Origin of the sequence: Sphingomonas sp. (assembly GCF_024508665.1) — a bacterium.
Lineage (GTDB): Bacteria > Pseudomonadota > Alphaproteobacteria > Sphingomonadales > Sphingomonadaceae > Sphingomonas.
The window spans coordinates 1191660-1210770 of record NZ_JANINP010000006.1 but is presented as its reverse complement, the minus strand read 5'-3'; the positions used below and the strand labels follow the sequence as shown (position 1 = coordinate 1210770).

At 59.6% G+C, this 19111-nt stretch carries 11 protein-coding genes; all 11 read right to left on the bottom strand.

The features are described from left to right. Positions 1-7 precede the first annotated feature (7 nt). Positions 8-1546, bottom strand: a complete 1539-nt coding sequence (locus Q0L25_RS14565; protein WP_296615441.1) for an AAA family ATPase — start codon at positions 1544-1546, stop codon at positions 8-10. Further along, positions 1546-3126, bottom strand: coding sequence for an AAA family ATPase (locus tag Q0L25_RS14560; protein WP_296615439.1), 1581 nt, complete (start codon positions 3124-3126; stop codon positions 1546-1548). The genes Q0L25_RS14565 and Q0L25_RS14560 overlap by 1 nt, the downstream gene beginning before the upstream one ends. A gap of 1 nt (position 3127) precedes the next feature. Next, entirely contained in the window at positions 3128-4501 is a 1374-nt protein-coding gene (locus Q0L25_RS14555) for an ATP-binding protein (RefSeq protein ID WP_296615438.1), read from the bottom strand. Between the two features lie 227 nt (positions 4502-4728). Beyond that, on the bottom strand, positions 4729-6033 hold the full coding sequence (locus Q0L25_RS14550; protein WP_296615436.1) for an ATP-binding protein: 1305 nt from the start codon (positions 6031-6033) through the stop codon (positions 4729-4731). A 505-nt stretch (positions 6034-6538) separates the two neighbouring features. Further along, on the bottom strand, positions 6539-9322 hold the full coding sequence (locus Q0L25_RS14545; protein ID WP_296615434.1) for a TonB-dependent receptor: 2784 nt from the start codon (positions 9320-9322) through the stop codon (positions 6539-6541). A gap of 118 nt (positions 9323-9440) precedes the next feature. After that, positions 9441-10403 carry a FecR domain-containing protein gene (locus Q0L25_RS14540; RefSeq protein WP_296615432.1) on the bottom strand — a complete coding sequence of 321 codons (963 nt, stop codon included), beginning with the start codon at positions 10401-10403 and terminating at the stop codon, positions 9441-9443. A 58-nt stretch (positions 10404-10461) separates the two neighbouring features. Then, on the bottom strand, positions 10462-10974 hold the full coding sequence (locus tag Q0L25_RS14535) for an RNA polymerase sigma factor (RefSeq protein ID WP_296615429.1): 513 nt from the start codon (positions 10972-10974) through the stop codon (positions 10462-10464). 162 nt (positions 10975-11136) lie between these two features. After that, positions 11137-13890, bottom strand: coding sequence for a TonB-dependent receptor (locus tag Q0L25_RS14530; protein ID WP_296615428.1), 2754 nt, complete (start codon positions 13888-13890; stop codon positions 11137-11139). 293 nt (positions 13891-14183) lie between these two features. Beyond that, positions 14184-15326, bottom strand: coding sequence for a YdcF family protein (locus Q0L25_RS14525; RefSeq protein WP_296615426.1), 1143 nt, complete (start codon positions 15324-15326; stop codon positions 14184-14186). A 72-nt stretch (positions 15327-15398) separates the two neighbouring features. Continuing rightward, positions 15399-18071: an alpha-L-rhamnosidase gene (locus Q0L25_RS14520; RefSeq protein ID WP_296615424.1), complete on the bottom strand. Its 2673-nt coding sequence runs from the start codon at positions 18069-18071 to the stop codon at positions 15399-15401. 183 nt (positions 18072-18254) lie between these two features. Then, on the bottom strand, positions 18255-19109 hold the full coding sequence (locus Q0L25_RS14515; protein WP_296615422.1) for an SGNH/GDSL hydrolase family protein: 855 nt from the start codon (positions 19107-19109) through the stop codon (positions 18255-18257). Between the last annotated feature and the right edge of the window lie 2 nt (positions 19110-19111).

Genomic DNA, 19111 nt, shown 5'->3' with positions numbered 1-19111 from the left:
GAAATACTCACCCGACGCGAAGGCTTGGATCCGACAGATTGATCGCCATGGCCCGGCGCGTTTCCACCAAGTCCTGGATCGCTTTTTCGACGTAGACACCGGCCTCTTCGACCGGCCGCCCGACGACGCGGTCGGCGGCATAGAAAGTCCGCGCATCGCTAGCCACGCGTCGCAGGTCGGCCGGCGTGAATCCCTCGGTGCGGCTGCCCAACTGCTCGTAATCGATGTCCTCGACACCCGGCAGCAGATCGCTCATCCAACGACGCAGGATCTTCGATCGCGTTTCGCAATCCGCTGGTTTTACCTCGAGCCACAGCTCCACGCGGCCGGAGCGCAGGACGGCTTCCGGGATTTTGCGTGGATCCATCGCCGTCATCATCACACAGACCTTGCTCGCCGTGTCGCCGACAAGGCCATCGAGCAGCGTCAACAGGTAACGCGTGAGACCGGCTACGTGCGCAATCCCGAACAGCAGATCGGCGTCATCAATGAACAGCACGCACGGAGAATGCTTCATTGCTTCGGCTGCGATCGATTGCAGGGTGGCGGCAAAGGCATAAGCCGGCTCGGTCTTCACCGACCCGTCGATCAGGAAGAACCGCCCCTTCAGCCGATGTGCGAGCGCACGCCCGATGCTGGTCTTGCCCGTCCCAGGCGGACCGTAGAGAAGCACGCCCCTTTTGGCCCGCAGTTCGAGCTGATCGGCGAGCTCGCCATTGGTCAGCGGCAACACCACATGCGTATCGAGAACGCGCGCCAAGGCCTCGGTGCCAGGCATGTTTTCGAACGTGACCTGCTCGACCTCGCCAAGGTTGAGACTGTCACGCACCGCCATTTCTTCGACGATTTCGATGAACGATGGTGTATCGATCGTGTCATGGCTTGCCGCGGTCCGACAAATCGCCCGGAGCTGGTATCCGGTGAGCGAGCCGAACTGGGCGAACACCTGCCGGAAGTTGATCCGATCCACTCGCTCCCCGAGATACGTCTCGGCAAACGCTGCATAGTCAGCAGGGCGCATGGGCGGCACCTGGACGAGGGCGACATGGTCTCGTTTGAAGCGGGCCGCCAATCCCCAATCATCCGAGACCGGGAATGGACGCACGGCGAGGACCAGGCGACGCCCAGTGGTCTCGGCGAGCCGAAACAGCAAATCCACGTTGGAGTTGCGACCGATCAGCCCGCCCTGAGCCCCCAGTTCGGCAGACCACAGTTCGGCACTGTCGACGAGGAGCAAGTCCGTTTCCTGGAGGCGCTTGGCGACATAGAGAAAAATGTGGCGATCGAGATCGTCGCCCGGCGCCAATCGAAACGCTCCGACAATCTCTTCCAGGGTGACCAGTTGCCCGCCATGCCGTTCGGCAAAGGCCCGCAAGACAGTGCTTTTGCCTGCACCGGGCAATCCCCAGAGGCCGACCGCGGCCGACGCCGCCGCCATCTTTTCGAGCTCGGCCAGCGCTCCGGCCTGGCCGGGCGTAAGAACGACATCACCGGCCGGCTCGGCCTTGGCAATGCGCGCCAGAACGCTATTTTCAGCAACGGTCATCACAGATATTCCTCGATCTTTTTGCCCGCCAGGAGCGATGGATCCTGGAGCACGTCGGACATCCGCCGACGGACCTTTATCAGCTCGTCGATTGCCGACCGCAGATAGTCGCTGGCCGAACCGGTCTGGGTGCCAGCCGCCAGATCGGCCGCGTAGAGGAGGGCCGCGTCACCGACGACGCGTCTGAGGTCGGCCGGGTTGAACCGCTCGGTCAGGCCGGCGAACTCGTCATAATCGATAGCTCCCGGCGGGAATGCTCCTTCCCCCCGCGCCTCGATCCACCGCGCGAGGATGCGTGCACGCAGCGGGGCTTGCGGAAATTCCGTTTCCAGCCAGAGCTCGACACGACCCGAGCGTAGAATCGCGTCGGGAACTTTGCGCGCATCCATCACCGTCATCATGACGCACACCTTGCCCGCGGTGTCGCTTTCGACGCCGTCGAGCAACGAGAGGAGCGACCGCACCATTCCAACCGCATGCGGGATGGTGAAGAGCGTGTCGGCGTCGTCGATGAACAGGACGGACGGCGCGTTCTTTTTCGCCTGATCGATGATCGCATTGACGCGCGCGGCAAAGGCATGCCCCGGCTCGGTCGCGACTGTCCCATCGATGACGAAGAATTTCCCCTTCATCCGGTGAGCAAGTGCGCGCCCCATCGTGGTCTTGCCCGTCCCGGCCGGCCCGAACAACATCACGCCGCGCCGTGCCTTGATACCGAGCCTGCGCGCCACCTCCGGCCGCTCGAACGGCAGGACGACATGCGTCTCGAGTGTTTCTGCGATGTGTTCCGATCCGGGCAAGTCCTCGAAGGCGAGATTCTCGACTTCCGACAGACGGACGTTGGAACGCGTCACCGAATTGCCGATGATATCGGCAAAGGCGGCCGTGTCCGAGGCACCGGCCAATTTCGCCAGGCTACCAGCGAGCGCCAATTGCCGCGGCGCCAGCCCGGGAAAGGAGAAAAACAAGGTCTCGAAATCGACGCCGGCACAGAGTTCGGCCCCGGCATGGTTTTCGATAATTGCCCTGAAGTCACCAAGGCCGAGACAATCTTGATTGAGCGTAACGATCTGACCGGGGTCGAGAATATAGGTATTCTCCAGGCTCCACTGAATCTCGAACTCGCTCTCGCCCCTGTTGGAACCATAGCCACCGGCAAGAATGAGTGTCTTGCCTTCCTCGGTCGCGCGACGGCGCCACCCAGGGATCGCGCTGGCGATGAAGCCTTCTCGATCGACTCGTTGTGCAACCTGGTGTTCCAGGAACGGAAAATCGTCCAAAATAAGGATGTCAGATCGATCGAATGCTTCGTCGATAAATTGCTTGACCCGCTCGTCCCAACGATCTTCCGCCGTCTTCTGGAAACGGGAGAAATAGTCTCCCGCGTCAAGGAGCGTCGCACCATGACGAGTAGCGAACTCCGTCAGGGTGCGGGAAACACCAAAGCCGCGCGATCCGATGAACGCGAAGACGTTGAACCGGGTTTTCATCTCCTCCAGTTGCTCCAGCGCCGAACGCTGAGCAGGGTATAGCGGCATGCCCTCGACCAAGGGCAGGATATGCGATTGTACCGATGTCATCTTACCACCCAATCAGTTGGCAGGTGCTGTTCGTCTCGACGAGCCCACCAATCCCGGCCGCATACTTCCCCCGCATGGGCGTATCGGCGAGCCTGAGGCTTTCATCGCCGAGATTGTCGGCCATGCGTCCCCGGCTATCGCGGATTTCGTCGATGGCACGGACCAAATAGCCCGCGGCCTCATTGATCGGCCGTCCGCTGAGTCGGTCGGCAGCGAAAAAGGCCATGGCGTCGGCGACGACCCGCCGCAGGTCGGCGGGCGTAAATCCTTCCGCCCGCTCCGCCACCGGCAGATAATCCATGTCGTCGACACCCGGCAGCGCAGGATTGATCCAACGCTTGAGAATCGCCGCCCTCACATTGGCGTCCGGCGGCCGCGTCTCGAGCCAGAGCTCGACCCGCCCGGAGCGCAAGATCGGCGCCGGCACTTTGCGCGCATCCATCGCAGTCATCATCAGGCAGACCTTGTTGATGGCCTCGCTCTCGACGCCGTCGAGCAGACTGAGAAGGTAGCGCGAGAAGCCGGCGATATGCTCGATGCCGAACAACACGTCCGCGTCGTCGATGAAGAGCACACACGGCGCGTTTTCGAGCGCCTCACGGACGACGCTCTGGACAGCACCGAAGAAATTGAGCGGCGGCTCGGTGGGAAAGCTTCCGTCGATCAGGAAGAACTTCCCCTTCATCCGGTGCGCCAGCGCGCGACCGATGCTGGTCTTTCCAGTCCCGGGAGGACCGTAGAGCAAAACACCGCGCTTGGGCCGGATATCGAGCTTGCGCGCCAATTCGGCATTTTCGAGCGGCAGGATGATGTGCGTCTCGAGCTTGGCAGCGATATGTTCGGCACCTGGCAATGAGTCGAAGGTCAATTCTTCGACTTCCTTGATCCGAACATTGGACCGCAAGATATGCTGATGAAGCACGGCAACGACCTGTCCGGTGTTTATCTTCCCCTCTTGGGGAAGAAGCCCCGACAGCAATCGCAAATCGTATCCCGAAAGCAGCGGAGCATCCCGGAAGACCAGATCGAAATCCACTCCCGCCACACGTCCTCCGCCGAGGATGTTGTCGATGATCGCTTCATAATCGTCCGCGGTAAAGGCAGGCACGTCCACCTGACGCGCACCGTTCCCAAATCCGTTAGGCCCCATCGCAGCAAGATCGCGGCAGATCAGGCGCTTCCCTTCCCGCCTGACGCGGGCATGGATCGCCCGCAATTGCGTGATGAGCAGCCCGCCCCGAAAGATCGCTCCATCCGGCACTACGACCAGATCCGACCGGTCAAGCGCCGAGTTCACCGCGACATAGGCGCGGTCGCCCATCTGGCCGGGCTCCACGAGTTCCATTTCATCGAGGAAGTCGGAGATCGAAACCACTTCGGCTTCATATTTCTGAAGGAACGCGCGGATAATCGTCGACTTGCCGCTACCCCCACGCCCCGACAGACTGATAACCGGCGAGGCTTGGGCGATACGTTCGATTTCCGCGAGGGCAGCGGCCTGGCTGGGGGAGAGAGCGGCGAGGGGATCGTTGATGACGATCTCGCTGGCAGCCGGCGGCTCCTCGCGAACAAGGGTGTGAGCGTTCATGGGAGAAATCCTCTTCAGGCGACCTTGAGGGTCGCATCGTCCAGTCGCTCGGCCATGGTGGCGCGCAGCGTGATGAGGTCGTCGATCGCCAGTTCGAGATAGCGATTGGCGTCGGCGATCGGGCGTTTGGCGACGAGGTCGGATGCGTAGAGCAGCTTGGCATCGCTCGCGAGGCGCCGGAGGTCGGCCGGCGTGAAGCCCTGGGTCAGCCTGGCGAGCGCAGGATAGTCGATATCCTCACGGCCGGGCATGTCGGCTGCCATCCAGCGTTCCAGGATGCGTCCGCGGGTAACTTCGTCAGGCGCCTTGGTTTCGAGCCAGAGCTCGACGCGGCCCGAGCGCAGGAGCGGCTCGGGCACCTTCTTGGCGTCCATCGCCGTCATCATCACGCAGACATGGCTTGCCGTCTCGCTTTCGAGACCATCGAGCAGCGACAGAAGATACCGCTGCAGGCCGGCGATATGCTCGATCTGGAACAGCACGTCCGCATCGTCGATGAACAACACGCACGGCGCATTCTTCTTCGCCTGCGCGATGATACCCTCGACACCCCCGAAAAAATATGACGGCGGCTCGGTGATGACCGAACCATCGATGAGGAAGAAACGGCCCTGCATGCGGTGCGCGAGTGCCCGGCCGATGCTGGTCTTGCCGGTGCCCGGAGGTCCATAGAGCAGGACGCCGCGGCGCGGCTTGAGATCGAGCTCGCGCGCCAGCACCTTGTTCTCGAACGGCAGGATAATGTGGGTTTCGAGCGCCTCGGCAATATGCTCCGATCCCGGCAAGCTGTCGAAGCTCAACGCCTCCACCTCGCGTAGGCGCAAATTCGCCTTCAAGACGTCACGCTCCAAGCAAGCGATCATTTGGGCGGTCGTCAGCCCCTCGACTTCCATTAAATTGGCCAGGAAGTCGAGCTGGTAGAGATCGAGACCGGCAGCCGCCTCATGCACCAGCGGAAAATCGATCCCCGAAACAGCTTTACCGCCGAACCGCGCCGCAAAATAGGCCTCATAATCTTCTGCCAACAAGGCGGGAATCTTGACCTGGATAGCGGCTTCGTCGTCGACGGATTCCATCACCAGCGGCACGCCCCGCTTGAGAGCCACGTCCTTGAAGTGATGCATCATCAGCCCGAAGACCGGCCGCGGCATGAAGTCTCTGATCCCATCTACGACGACGGGCACGCCCTTCCGAAGCCGGACGTCGATCAAATCATAGAGCACGTGATCGAATTTGGAGGGATCGCTGCGTTCGGCACGATTTATGTAGAGATCGCCGTCCAGAAACGCCGCCCGTGTCTCTCGCGCATAGCGCCGCATAATCGCGCTTTTTCCCATTGCGGCGCCACCGGAAACGGACACGAGCGGCGCCACTTGGCCGGCACGCCGGAGACGCTCCAAGGCGCGCTGCTGCGAAGGCAAAAAGTCGGCGATCGGCGCAGCCGGCCGATAATTCGGAAACAGCGCAGGGACTACGCTCTGAGAGGTCATTTCGCTCATCCTTCAACGTCGCCGTTTTGATGGTGACGATGAGAAACGGGCAGCCGAGTGCCCCGCCGCAAGAGAAAAACGATTTTTCGACGACCACCTTACAATGGCGGAGCACACGCAGCGCGTCTGAGCATTATACGCAGAAGTGACTGTGAGCCAGCATATACGACACCTGAATGGCCACAACCTCAATTCAAGATCAATTCTGGAGGCAAATCATTACGAAGAAGAGCCACAGTGCTAGCGCCAAAGAGCAATCAAATTGAGCGCACTCAACGAGAAAAAGCCTCCGAGGCAACGCCTCGGAGGCCGTTTATATCGCGCCAGACAGGCCTCAGAATTTGCCGCGCAACGTAAGCGAAAAGTTTCGTGGCGCCCCGTAAAAATTCCCTCCGCCCGTGCCTCCGACCTGGGCATAGTAATTCTTGTCGAACAGATTCTCGACATTGAACTGCAATTGCAACGTCCGGTTGATTTTGTACGAACCACCGAGCGCAAAAACCACGTGACCGGGATCCGTGAAATGGACCGGAACGTTCCGAGCACAATATTGCACCCCAGAATCCGTCCTAGCCAAGACAGAACAATAACTTGTCGACACGAAGGTGATGCTCTGCCCCTGCACGCCTAGATTCAAACGCAATCCACGCAGGGCTGACTCATCTGAAAATTCGTAGTCCGACCAAATCTTGAAAAGATGCCTAGGCGAAAAGCTTTGCAAAGGATCGGGCCGCCCCGTCACTGGGTCTAATTGACGATTGGGATCACGATATTCATTCTTGTTGAAGGAATAACTCACCGCCACCTGCCAACGGCGCGCGACTTCGCCCGATATCTCAAAATCTGTGCCGTAGCTCAAGCGCTCCACCGAAGGATCCTGTTTGTAGCAGCAGCTTGTGAGAGAGCCCACCGTCTCGACACCGCCCTGCGTCGCGTATGTGCACAATGGAGTGCCGTTATCCGGCTCCCACGAATTATGACAGTCCGCTATAGCAAAATTTTTCTGCCGGATATAATATCCAGAGATATTTATGTTAATCTTGCCACCTCGTGGCGACCATTTCCAACCGCCCTCAAAATTTCCACCAGTTACCGGGCCGAGAGGATTGTTGTTACGATCCAGCGATTGGGATTGATCAACATATATGTCAGCGTACGTTCCATAGACCGCCATATCACGCCGCAGATCGTACCGAAATGAAAGACTTGGCGGCCAGGAAATTGTCGACTTTCCTGGATTATTGAAATGGCGATTTAACCCGATCGGCAGAAGATCCCCTCTTACGCAATCTAACCCGCCTTGGATATCAAGAGTCGTACAATATTCATTTTGCTTAAAGTTATTTTTTGTTGATGTGAAATTCATACCGTATGTTATATGAAATTTCTTGAATGGCGAAAAATCTCCCCTCGCAAATATAGTAACAGTTCTTATCATATCGCCGTTGTATTTATACTGTAGATCGCCATTACCTCGGTATGAATATGCTGGATCATATGGATTGAAAGTCAATGGATTGACTATTATTTGGTTTGCGTATGGATCATCCGGCAACCAACTTGCTCCGGCATATTCCCTCCCACCAGTCCTAGTATTCGTAGCGATGTTTCCGCCAATCACTAAGCTCTGTATTTGTCCAAGAAATTTGAAGCGTCCATCGAGCGTGAATTCGTTCACCCATCGAACGATAGGATTATGTTGCGATCCGTCCAAAGTAAGCAATGTGTGATCAGCCGATAGTGAATCGGGATTATAAGGCCCGCCGACAAATGCGCTCACCTGATCTTGAACCTGTCGTTGATACGTGGTCTTGAATTTGAGTGTCCAGTCTTTCCCTATTCTTTTGTCAATCTGGCCAAATAACTCGGCTGTCTTTGTATTAAAATGCGCCCAAGGCAGGCAAAGGCAGGTAGATCGGGGTACCGTCAATTTGGTGCCGTCGATATAGCGAACTAAGCCGCCACTCCAAATTCCACCGTCTTGCTTGTCATAGCTCGCTCCTATCGAAAGAAGGGTGGTCGGCGTTAAGTCAACTTCAACTGTCGCGGACACCAAATCCGTGCGATGTTTGACGACATCGTAAAAGTAGCCGTTATCTTGATGCGTGGCGATCACTCGCCCGCGAAGCCCGCCATCCAGACCCAACGGCCCGGCTAGATCGACCGACAGCCTGAGCAGGCCATACGAGCCAGTCTGCGCGTCGACCAGCAATTGCTTGTGATCCAGAGGCTTCTTGCGCACAAGATTGACGACCCCACCCGGATCACCAAAACCGTTAAACGTTCCTGCAGCCCCGCGGATGATTTCTATATGGTCGTATAATGACATGTCCATCTGTGGGATAAACGTACCCCCATAATATTGGACCATTCCATAAGGGCTTGCGCTGTTGTTGGACGTCTGCAGACCGGCACCGCCATCGATCTGAAACGTCGTAATCTCAAAACCACGAGAGAAGAATTGAGGGTGCGCTGTGTCGCCATTCAATTGCGAAATGACGCCAGGAAGCCGTTCCATGGCATCCTTGATACCGGTGATATTCTGATCCTGGAGCTGCTGGCTGCTCAGCACGGAAACGGAGAAGGGCGTATCCTTGATGCTCGCCGCGGCCTTGGAGCCTACCGTCAGCGCACCGGAGGTGTAGCTCCCGGTGCCTTCTGTTGCCGTCACATCCCGCGACCCGTTAATCCCATTGACCGGCGTCGACCCAGCCAGGCTGCTGCCGCCGTCCTGCGATCCCTGCACCCGCACCGCGCCGAGCACGCGCTCGCCGCCATCCGCCGACACGCGCTCGATCGTAATCGTGCGATCATTGAGATAGCGCCACGTCAAGCCGGTGCCAGAGAGCATCCGCGATACAGCCTCGGCGATCGACATCGTTCCCGATACCGGGCGCGCCACCACGCCATCAGCGACACCCGCATCGATGACCAACTGGATGCCGGCCTGCTGCGAAAACTGGATGGCAGCTTGGCCGAGCGGCTGCTCGGCGATGGAAAAGCTTGCCTGCCGCGATGCGGCGGTGGAGCTGTCCTGCGCGAATGCCGGCTGCGACCACGCCAACGCCGACAGCGCGATGCCAGCACAAAGAAACCCGATTCTCGTCCGCGGAACCATCAATGACCCCCCTAAGGATAAGACGCGAACCTTTTCGCGTCAGGATCAAGACGGAATTTCCCGGAAGATGAATTACACCCAAATCGGGCTGAATCAATTTTTCTCGAAAAGCCGGCGGTCAGTCGCGCTGGAGCAGAGTCACCGGTCCCAATCGCGTTTCGCTGAGTCCCGCCATGCCGGCGATCGCCTGCAGCGCCTCGTCCGGCTGAGCGGTATCGACGGAACCGGTCAGGCGCCGATCCCGCGCGGCACGATCGGTGACGACGATCCAGCCGCCACGATAACGCCCAAGCTCGCCGAGCACTTGGCCAAGCGGCATGTTCTCGAACACCAGGCGGTGCGATCGCCAGGATGCGACCGCATTCTCTCGCACTCGGGTGCTATCGGCACCATTCGCGGACAAGGCCTCGCCTGCCCCGAGCAAATGCGGCGCTTTTCCGGAAAGGAGAGCTTCAACCCGCCCTTCCTGCACGGAGACCAGATTGCCCTGGGGCAATCGCGAAACCTCGAAAGCCGTTCCTATATCCCGGATCACCGCATCGCCCGCGGAAACCGAGAAGGGCTGCGCCGGCAAATGACGCACCCGAAAGAAGGCGCGGCCGGCCACCAATGTGACGCGGCGCTCGGGTCCCGACATGTCGAACGACAGCGCGCTCGAACCGTCCAAGACGGCCGTGCTCCCATCCGGCAAATCCACGGTCCGAATTTCGCCTCGTGCGGTGCGCGCATCGGCGAGCAGCGCCGCTGGCCCGCCTTCGGGAAGGAGCGTCGCCGTTCCCAGCAGCGCCAGCAACGGTATCGCGGCGGCCATCGACATCAACCGCCACGTCCATCCGCTCCGCGCGGCCACCTTGATTTGCTCGTCAGCGGCCCCCGCACCGACCGGCTCACGGTCGGCGGACAGGTCGAGACCGTCCAGATCCGACCATAAGGCGCAGATCTCGTCATAAGCACGGGCATGCGCGGGGTCGGCGAGTTTCCATTGCGCAAACTCGGCCTTCACCGAATCCTGGACGGGCAAGTCGCGCAACCGCGCAAACCATTCGACCGCTTGGTCCTCGATAATGGGATCGCCTGTCACTTGCCCGGAACCCCAATCGACATCTCGAGAAGACTAGACGAAATCGCCCGCACGAACATCACTCGCTTTCGGCGCGATAGCGGCGGCGGGCATCCCGGCAATGAGACAAGGCGCGTGTCATATGAACCATGACCGTGTTGCGGGCGATACCCAGGCGATCAGCGATCTCGGCATAAGAAAGCTGGTCATATTTGCACATCACGAACACTTCGCGGGTGCGTGGCGGGAGATCATCGATGGCCGCTTGAAGGATCTGCAACTCTTCCTTGGAAATGAGCGCGGTATCAGCACGCGGCGCCGGATCCGGGACCGCATCCACACCGTCCTCATCGATACTCAACGCCGTCGTGCCGCCACGCGCGCGCAGATGATCGACCGCCAGGTTCGAAGCGACGGCGAAGAGATAGGCCTTGGGGTTTGCCGGGAAACGGTCCTCCGGGAGCCCGGCAAACCGCGCAAAGGCCTCCTGCGTGATGTCGGCCGCCGCAGACGCATCGCCAACACGGCCTGCGATGAAGCGGCATAGCGGCCACCAATGTATTTCGAGGCGGCTTTGGAGCGCGGTCGTCATCGGCCAACTTCCCTTGTCGGAAGATCGAACGATCAATCGACGATCGAACCGCACCCGATCATCGGCATCATTACGTCTGAGGGTCTACGCGAGCCCGCCAGCCATGACTTTCAGGGGCTGCGGTCGAGTAGCCGAGGCCGCCCGACCGCGCGATCCTTGAGTCTAGAGCTTGCTGCGAAGCGTCACCTTGACACTTCGCGGACTGCCATACCAATTTCCGGAGCCCAGTCTACCAACGGTCTCATAATAGGTCGAGTTCAAGATATTTTCCACTTGAACATCAATGCCCATCTTAGAGTTTAACTTGAATCCCAAGCTCCCGCTGAACACGATATGGCCGGGATCTGTAAACAATACGGACTGGAATTCTCCGCAATCCTGCTCACCAGTATCTTGATTCAATACGAATGATTTGCAATATCCATCCGAAACGAATGTCTTACTTTGGCCACGGATACCAAAACCAACGACTGCTCCAGCAAGCTTGGAAGTCTTGCCGACGGTATATGTAGTCCAAATTTGGTATTTGTGCCGCGGCTCGAAGGAATCCAATGGTTTGCGTTGACCGTTAAAAAGTACGTCATCTCCTTTTATAAAGTTTTTGTTATAGTTATAGCTAAATGAAATTTGCCAGTTTCGACGAATCTCACCGGACAGCTCAAAATCCAATCCATAACTTATTTTTGCGTATGCAGGATTCGTCTTGTAACAACATTGCGTTTGTTGATTTAGCTGATTTGGGTCTGATGTTGAATTGGTTGTCGTACAAGCTGGTCCACCATCATATCCGCAATCGAAGAAGGCATCGCCATGCTGCTTCGTATAATAGCTAGAAATGGTCGCATTGAATTTCTGATTCGGCGACTGCCATTTTAACTCTCCCTCTAAGTTTCCACCGGTAATGGGCGGCATTGGCGATCCGTCTTTGTTGAGATAATTCGACTGATTTACGTATATATCAGTGTATATTGCTGATGCACTTAAATTATTATTAATATCAAATCTCAATTGAACCGTTGGTGGCCAGGAGAAATTGGACCCCTGAAGCTTATTGCCGGCAGAAAATGGTAGATATTCACCAATTGAATGTCCGAAGCATTTATAAAATGGAAACCTAATCGTTCTTGCGTTACACGCCTGTAATATAAGGCTTCGATTTCGGTATTGAGAATACCGGAGTGAAAAATCTATATGCATCCATTTCAAGGGAGATAATTCGAAACTTGCATAGGAGTTCAGAACGCGGCTATCGGCAAATGGTCGGATAGTTCCAATCACGGATGATGCTGCCGGCCTTCCCCATTCGTCCGAATTGAAATCGAACACGTTCACACTATTGTCATTCACTCCCTGGAAGGGGAAAACCGTCATCGTATAAATATCATAGTTTGAATATGCGACGGCCCCCGACGGGTTGGCCATCGAGTAGTTGGCGCCCAGCAGTATCTTTTGATATTGTCCGAATAACCGAAACCTTCCATCTAGGGTTGCCTCAAACATAGATTGACGAACCCGGGCCTCACTAAGGGATCCGGGCTGCGCACTAGCACCTTGCAACGAGTAAGGATTGACCGCACCCGCGATAGATGACACATAATTTATACGCGACTGATTGATGCGCGTCGCCTTAAATTTGAAATTCCAATTCGATCCGATACGCTGATCTATCTGCCCAAAGAATTCCTTATTCTCTGCATCGTCCCGGTCGAAACCAAAACATAAGCAAGTCGATCGCGGCAAACCCAGCGACCGTCCGTCAAGATATCGCGGCAGGCCGGCCGCCCAGGGCACGTCATGGACGTCCTGATAGTTCGCGCCGACGCTGAGGAGAGTGGCAGGACCCAGATCATATTCCAGCGAAGCGGAAAGGACGTTGGTGTTCGCCTTGGCCGTGTCGTAAAAGTAATTGTTGTCCTGATGCGTAGCGATGAACCGCCCCCGCAACTTGCCATCGAACCCTAAAGGCCCTGTCACGTCGACGCTAGCCCGATGCCAGTCCCACGATCCCAATTGCAAGTCGAAGGTGAATTGCTGATGGTCGAGCGGCTTCTTACGCACGAGGTTGACGACGCCGCCAGGACTGCCGAAGGCGTTGAACGTCCCCGTCGCACCTCTCACAAGTTCGATATGATCATACAGGGATAGATCGATGATCGGCCGATAATAGCCATTCGCCGATCCATCCATGGCTGCGCCGCCATCGAATTGAAACTGCGTGATCTGGAAGCCGCGCGAGTAAAATTGCAGCTCGGAACCGACCGTTCCATTATGTACGACCGTGACGCCAGGCAGATTCCGCATGGCGGTGTCCAGATCGGTGATGTTCTGGTCCTTGAGCCGCTGGTCGGTCAGCACCGACACAGTCATCGGCGTATCCTTGATACTGGCGGGCGTTTTCGATCCAACCGTCAAGGCGTTGGACGTATAGCTTCCGGTGCCCTCGGTCGCCGTCACGTCCCGCGACCCGTTGATTCCGTTAACCGGCGTCGAGCCGGCCAGGCTCCCTCCACTATCCTGCGAGCCCTGGACCCGCACCGCTCCCAGAACACGCTCGCCAGAGTCACCCTCGGGAAGAGCTTCGATCTGGATCGTCCGACCTTGCAGGACGCGGAAGGTCAGGCCGCTTCCGCCAAGCAACTGGGCGAGCGCCGCTTCGACGCTCAGCGACCCATGGACACCCTGGGTGGTCTTTCCCTGCACGAGAGAGCTCGGATAAAGCAGCTGGTATCCGGTCACGGAGGCGAATTTGTTTAGCCCCGAGCCGAGGTCGCCGCCATCGATATCAAAAGCCTGCTGATTGCTGACCGCCTGCGCCATGGCCGTGGCAGGGAAAGCAACGCCGAGCGCAAAACCGATCGCCGTGGTGGCGAGTATCCGCGCGACGATCTTCCCCGACGCTCTTTTCGACCTGTGCATTACGTGTCTTCCCCCTCTTCATGGTACACGGCCCGTTCGACCGTCGGAAGAAGACACGTCACCATTGGAAATTCCCAACACCGGAATCGAGAAAATTATACAGGGCCTCGATGCCAGGCGCCGGCAACGCCGCTGACAGCACATGTCGATAGGAATGCCGGTTCGACCGGCCGCCTGCGCTTTTGCTGCAAGCCAAGGGGATGAAGCATCACCCGGTTGGGCCGGGCAGTCCAAGCCATACCCCAGTGTATGCCGGCAGCCGGTCCCACGAACCGGCTCGCCGGCGGACTCGATCAGGGATCGAGCGGATCCATCGGATTGCGCTTGAGCGCTTCCAGCGATGGCCGGAACGCAGCCGCAACCGCCGACACGCGCGCACCAAAGGCGCCGGGCAAGTGGCCGAGCTCCTGCATGCACCGCATGCCGAAAATCTCGGACATCATATGATCCAGCTGATCGTTGTTGGTGACGACCAGCACATCCTTGTCGAGCGGTACGCCGACCGACACCAATTGCCGGGTCGCGTTCCTGAGATTGGCCGGCGTATGGCGCGCATAAGGCTCGACGATGAGGGCAGCCGGATCGATGCCGAAATCCTCGATCAAGGCCGTGCGCATCTGTTCGGATTCGCGATAGCGCGTGCGCGCCGGCCAGACACGTCCGCCAGACACGACAATGAACGGAGCCAGGCCCAGCTCGAAATGCTTGGCCGCGAGCTGCACCTGCAGCCGCCCGCGCGGGCTGACGGCCAGGCCGCTGTCGAACGGACCGAAGCCGGGAATGACGATCGCGGAATAGGGATGATGCGACCAATCGGTCGAGGCGGCCGCCGCCTTGGCGGCCTTGTTGATGCCCTCGATAGTCGGCTCGAGCGCAAAATGCCCTCGAAAATCGTTGACGTCGAGCAAGGCCAGCGCCGTCCGAAGCGAGGCGGCAAAAACGGATTCTCCGCTCTGAGCCGCCTGATCCGCGATCTCGAGTGCGGCGGCGGCCGCGTCGACATATTGCCAGCTGCCCGCCTCGAATACCGGACCATCCGTATGCGGACACCGTACCGGCTGACCCAGTCCATAAGAGGCGATCACATAGGTGATCGCGGACAGTTCGAGCGCGAGCGCCTCCCCGGAATAATTCGCGGGGACCGCCACTGTCCCTTCAGCAATCGCCTCGCCCATCTGCCCGACCAGATCGTCGATCCGCTCGGGCGAGAATTGCAGCGCCTCGAACCTCGCCTGCAGCGCATCACCTACCGACCGCTCAGCCCCGAACATGGGCGGCAACAGACTGAGCCGCGCCGGCGACAGCGCAACCTCAACCGTCGCCGCGTCCGCCAGCAGAGAGGGCGGCAGCCCGCCATTCTGCTCAATAGCACATAATTGCGGAAATATCGTCTGCGCCATCGGTGCAAGCGCCGCGTTCAACATCTGACGATCCATCCGGAATCCTTTCGCTCGGGAAGGGAGCAAGGTGATTGGAGTGGCAGCCCGCCGAGACGAACTGCCACCGATTCAACCGGCCAGAGCGCTGAGGGCGTAGGAAAAGGCGTAACGCCCCGCTTCGAGCTCGAAGGCAAGGTCGCCGCCGACCTCCTCGGCCCGACCGGCAAGGCCGGTCTCGCCGATCGGACGCCCGCCTTCCTCGACCAGAGCGCCTGCCGCACCCGGCAAGCGCAATCCTGCAACGCTATTGGGCGGGACCAGCAGGGCGACCGTCATCCGGCCCTCATCGGCCCGCCATTTGAGTTCGATCTGACCATAAGGCCCGGCATAGCGAAGCTCGGCCGAACTGAGGTCGCCGCCCGGCCGGGGTGCAGCCAGGAAGCGCTTGAAGCCGGGTTGGGCCGGATCGACCGCGAGCCCGCCGATCGTCCGGTACATCCAGTCGCCCACCGCACCATAAGCGTAGTGGTTGAACGAGTTCATATGGACCTTGCCGAAGCTGCCGTCAGGCTTGATCCCGTCCCATCGCTCCCAGATCGTCGTCGCGCCTTTGGTGACGGGGTAGAGCCACGAGGGGAACTCGCGGCGCTGGAGGAGATAGAAGGCCTCCTTCTGATAGCCGTAGCGCATCAACGCATCGAGCAGGAGCGGCGTCGCCAGGAACCCGGTCGTGAGATGCCCGCGATAATTGACGTCGCCGGCGAGCCGCGCGGCGGCCTTGCGCTGGAGTTCCTCGTCCTCCAGCAAGTCGAACTGCAGCGAGATGGCATAAGCGGCTTGCGTGTCCTCGCCGATCAGGCCCTCGCTCGAGACGAACCGCTCGCAATAGGCCGCACGGATCCGCTCGAACGACCGGCGATAGGATTCGGCTTCCTCGTCGCGGCCGAGAACATTTGCCGCCTCGGCCGTGAGCCAGGTCGAGCGGGCGAAGAAGGCGGTCGCGATCAGGTCTTCCGACGTCATGCCGTGATCGGTGCCGCGGGTCGAGGAGAAGAAATCGAGCCAGTCGCCGAACTGGAAATCGCCGCTCCAGATATGCTCGGCACCCGCCTTCTCGGCCATGTAGCCGACCCATTTCTGCATCATCGGATAATGCGCTTCGAGCAAGCGCTTGTCGCCATATTGGCGGTAGAGAACCATCGGCACGAAGGTCGCGACATCCCCCCAGCCGCAAGCGCCGTTATTGCCGAAGACGCTGGGGACGACCCAGGGAACGCCACCGTCGGCTGCCTGTTCGAGCGCGACATCGGCGAGCCATTTTGCGAAGAAGTGCGAGACGTCCATATTGAAGGCGCTGGTCGGCGCGAACACCTGTGCGTCGCCGGTCCAGCCGAGCCGCTCGTCGCGCTGCGGGCAATCGAGCGGAATATCGATGAAATTGTCCTTCTGTCCCCAGAGAATGTTGCTCTGGAGTTGGTTGAGGAGGGGATCAGACGTCTCGAAATGCCCGACATGCGCCATGTCCGAATGCATGACGATGCCCCTCAGGGCCGACTTGACGTCGGCCGCCTCGATCCCCGCAACCTCGACGAAGCGGAAACCCTGGAAGGTGAAACGGGGTTCGAACACCTCTTCGCCCGTACCTTTAAGCGTATAGGTGCAGGTCTGCTCGGCCGAACGGAGATTGGCGGTATAGAGTTCGCCTTCGGGGGTGAGCACTTCGCCATGGCGCAGGGTGATGACATGCCCCGCCTCACCCTGGGCGGCGACCTTTACCCAGCCGACCATGTTCTGGCCGAAATCGACGATGGTTGCGCCCGAAGGGGCGGTCGTCACCTCGACCGGCTGTATCTCGCCGATCCGCCGCAGGGGCGATCCGTTCTGGGCGATGAGCTCGACGAGATTGGGACCGAGCTCGTCCGCGGCCTGCCAGGCGGCATCGTCGAAACCAGCCGCCGACCAGCCCGGCAATTCGAGCCGCGCGTCATAGGTCTCGCCGGCACAGATTTCCGACATCAGGATCGGGCCGGTCGAGCATTTCCAGCTCGGGTCGGTCACGACGACCTCGTTCGTACCGTCTTCATAGGTGAGTTCGAGCTGCATCAGAAGCGCGGTCCGCGTCCCGAAGCAATTCCAGCGCTTGTCGGCAAAGAGCGGCCCCCGGAACCAGCCATCGGCCAAGGTCGCGCCGATGACGTTCGGGCCTTGCCGGATCTGGGCCGTCACGTCGTAGATCTGGTACTGGATGCGATGGCGATAGCTGGTCCAGCCCGGCGCCAGGACGAGGTCGCCGACGACGCCGCCATTGATCTCGGCCTCGTAGAGCCCCTGCGCGGTTGCATAAAGGCGGGCGGAGACAAGGCCGGCCCGCACTTCGAATTCCTTGCGGAAAAGCGTGGGCGGCTCGGCCACCCTGCCCCGTTCCTGACCGGGCGGCGAGATCCAGCACGCTTTCCAGTCCTCAGCTTCGAGCAGTGCCATCTCCCATTGGGCGATGTCGCTCCAGGACGTCGGCGCGTCGGTCTCATCCCACACGCGGACGCGCCAGAAACGGCGGTCGCGCGACGCCAGGGCGGGCCCCTCATAATCGATGAGGTGCGACTGATCGGACGCGAGCTTGCCGCTGTCGAACAGCAGTGCGCTCCCGTCGAACGCCGCGGGCGACCCGGCGATCTGAAGCTGGTAGGCGGTTTGACGGGCACCGCGTGTCTCCGATCGGAGCTTCCAGCTGAAGCGTGGCTCGCGCACATCCAGGCCAAGGGGGTCGGTGCGCATCTCGATACGAAGGTCGCGGATTTCCATGAAGACGGGTTCCTGTATTGAAGAAGGGCCTGAGCAGCCGCCAGTGATGGCAAGTCGCGCATCAAACGGGCGACGGTCAGCTTGGCCACACCGTCCACCCGGGGCGCCAGGGCCGATCAGTTCTGCGAAAGGGGGGAAAAGGAGCGGGCTCGAACTTCCTCGGAGCCGAAGGCCCGCGGGTGGTCAGCCGCGCAGCCAGGCGTTCATTTCCGCTGCAAGCCGTTCGCCGACCAGGCGATGGACAGCCGCCGAGGGATGGCCGGGATGGTAATAGAAGTAGCGATCGGGGTCGGCGCGCGGCGCTACGACCTCGCCAAACAAGGCGCGGCCGGAACAGCAGGGATCGGTCACGTTGGCGATCTGATAATGGCGCGGAGCCTCGCGGATGGCATCGAAAAACGCGCCCCACTCACTGATCAGGCACCGGAGGCCGGGAAGACGCGCGGGCAATTCGCTGGCAAGCGCGCGATAGGCCGGATTGAGGCGCTGGCCGACATCGGGAAATTCCGGCAATCGCTCCGGCACCGTTGCCAGGACGATATAGCGCGCACCCATCGCGTACAGCGCCTCGATAGCTACCAGTAGGTTGCCAATCGTCTCGTCCGTCGGGCGCTGCCCTTCGTTCAAGCCGATCGCGATGAAGAAAACGGTATGCGCGTCGATCATCACCCGCCCGCCTTCAAGATCGTCCTTCATATCCTGCACCTGAATCTGAAGGCCCCTTCCCAGGATATGGCGTTTGACGAGGCCGCCTGGCGAGGCATCGGACCCGGCGCCGCTTACGGCATAATTGCGGCTTGCCTTCTTGCCGACCGCAGCGGCCCCGGCGGGGAGGAGATCGAGCCCGAAACCGCGAGCAAGGTGAAAGACGGCCGTCGGACCGTTACTGTCGACATAGCCTGCTCCGGTATCGCTGAAGCTGTCGCCGAACACGATCAATTGTCCTATCCCCGAAGGGCTCGGCGGGTGGCTGGCGCGCGGTTGGCGCCTGAGACTGTTGGCACCCCAGATGGCGGGCGAGCGCCGGTCACGAAACATGC

Excerpts from the sequence above, each read along its gene's own strand:
- Q0L25_RS14565 (WP_296615441.1), bottom strand. The coding sequence starts at position 1,546 with ATGACCGTTGCTGAAAATAGCGTTCTGGCGCGCATTGCCAAGGCCGAG.
- Q0L25_RS14560 (WP_296615439.1), bottom strand. The coding sequence starts at position 3,126 with ATGACATCGGTACAATCGCATATCCTGCCCTTGGTCGAGGGCATGCCG.
- Q0L25_RS14550 (WP_296615436.1), bottom strand. The coding sequence starts at position 6,033 with ATGCGGCGCTATGCGCGAGAGACACGGGCGGCGTTTCTGGACGGCGAT.
- Q0L25_RS14545 (WP_296615434.1), bottom strand. The coding sequence starts at position 9,322 with ATGGTTCCGCGGACGAGAATCGGGTTTCTTTGTGCTGGCATCGCGCTG.
- Q0L25_RS14535 (WP_296615429.1), bottom strand. The coding sequence starts at position 10,974 with ATGACGACCGCGCTCCAAAGCCGCCTCGAAATACATTGGTGGCCGCTA.
- Q0L25_RS14530 (WP_296615428.1), bottom strand. The coding sequence starts at position 13,890 with ATGCACAGGTCGAAAAGAGCGTCGGGGAAGATCGTCGCGCGGATACTC.
- Q0L25_RS14525 (WP_296615426.1), bottom strand. The coding sequence starts at position 15,326 with ATGGATCGTCAGATGTTGAACGCGGCGCTTGCACCGATGGCGCAGACG.
- Q0L25_RS14520 (WP_296615424.1), bottom strand. The coding sequence starts at position 18,071 with ATGGAAATCCGCGACCTTCGTATCGAGATGCGCACCGACCCCCTTGGC.
- Q0L25_RS14515 (WP_296615422.1), bottom strand. The coding sequence starts at position 19,109 with ATGTTTCGTGACCGGCGCTCGCCCGCCATCTGGGGTGCCAACAGTCTC.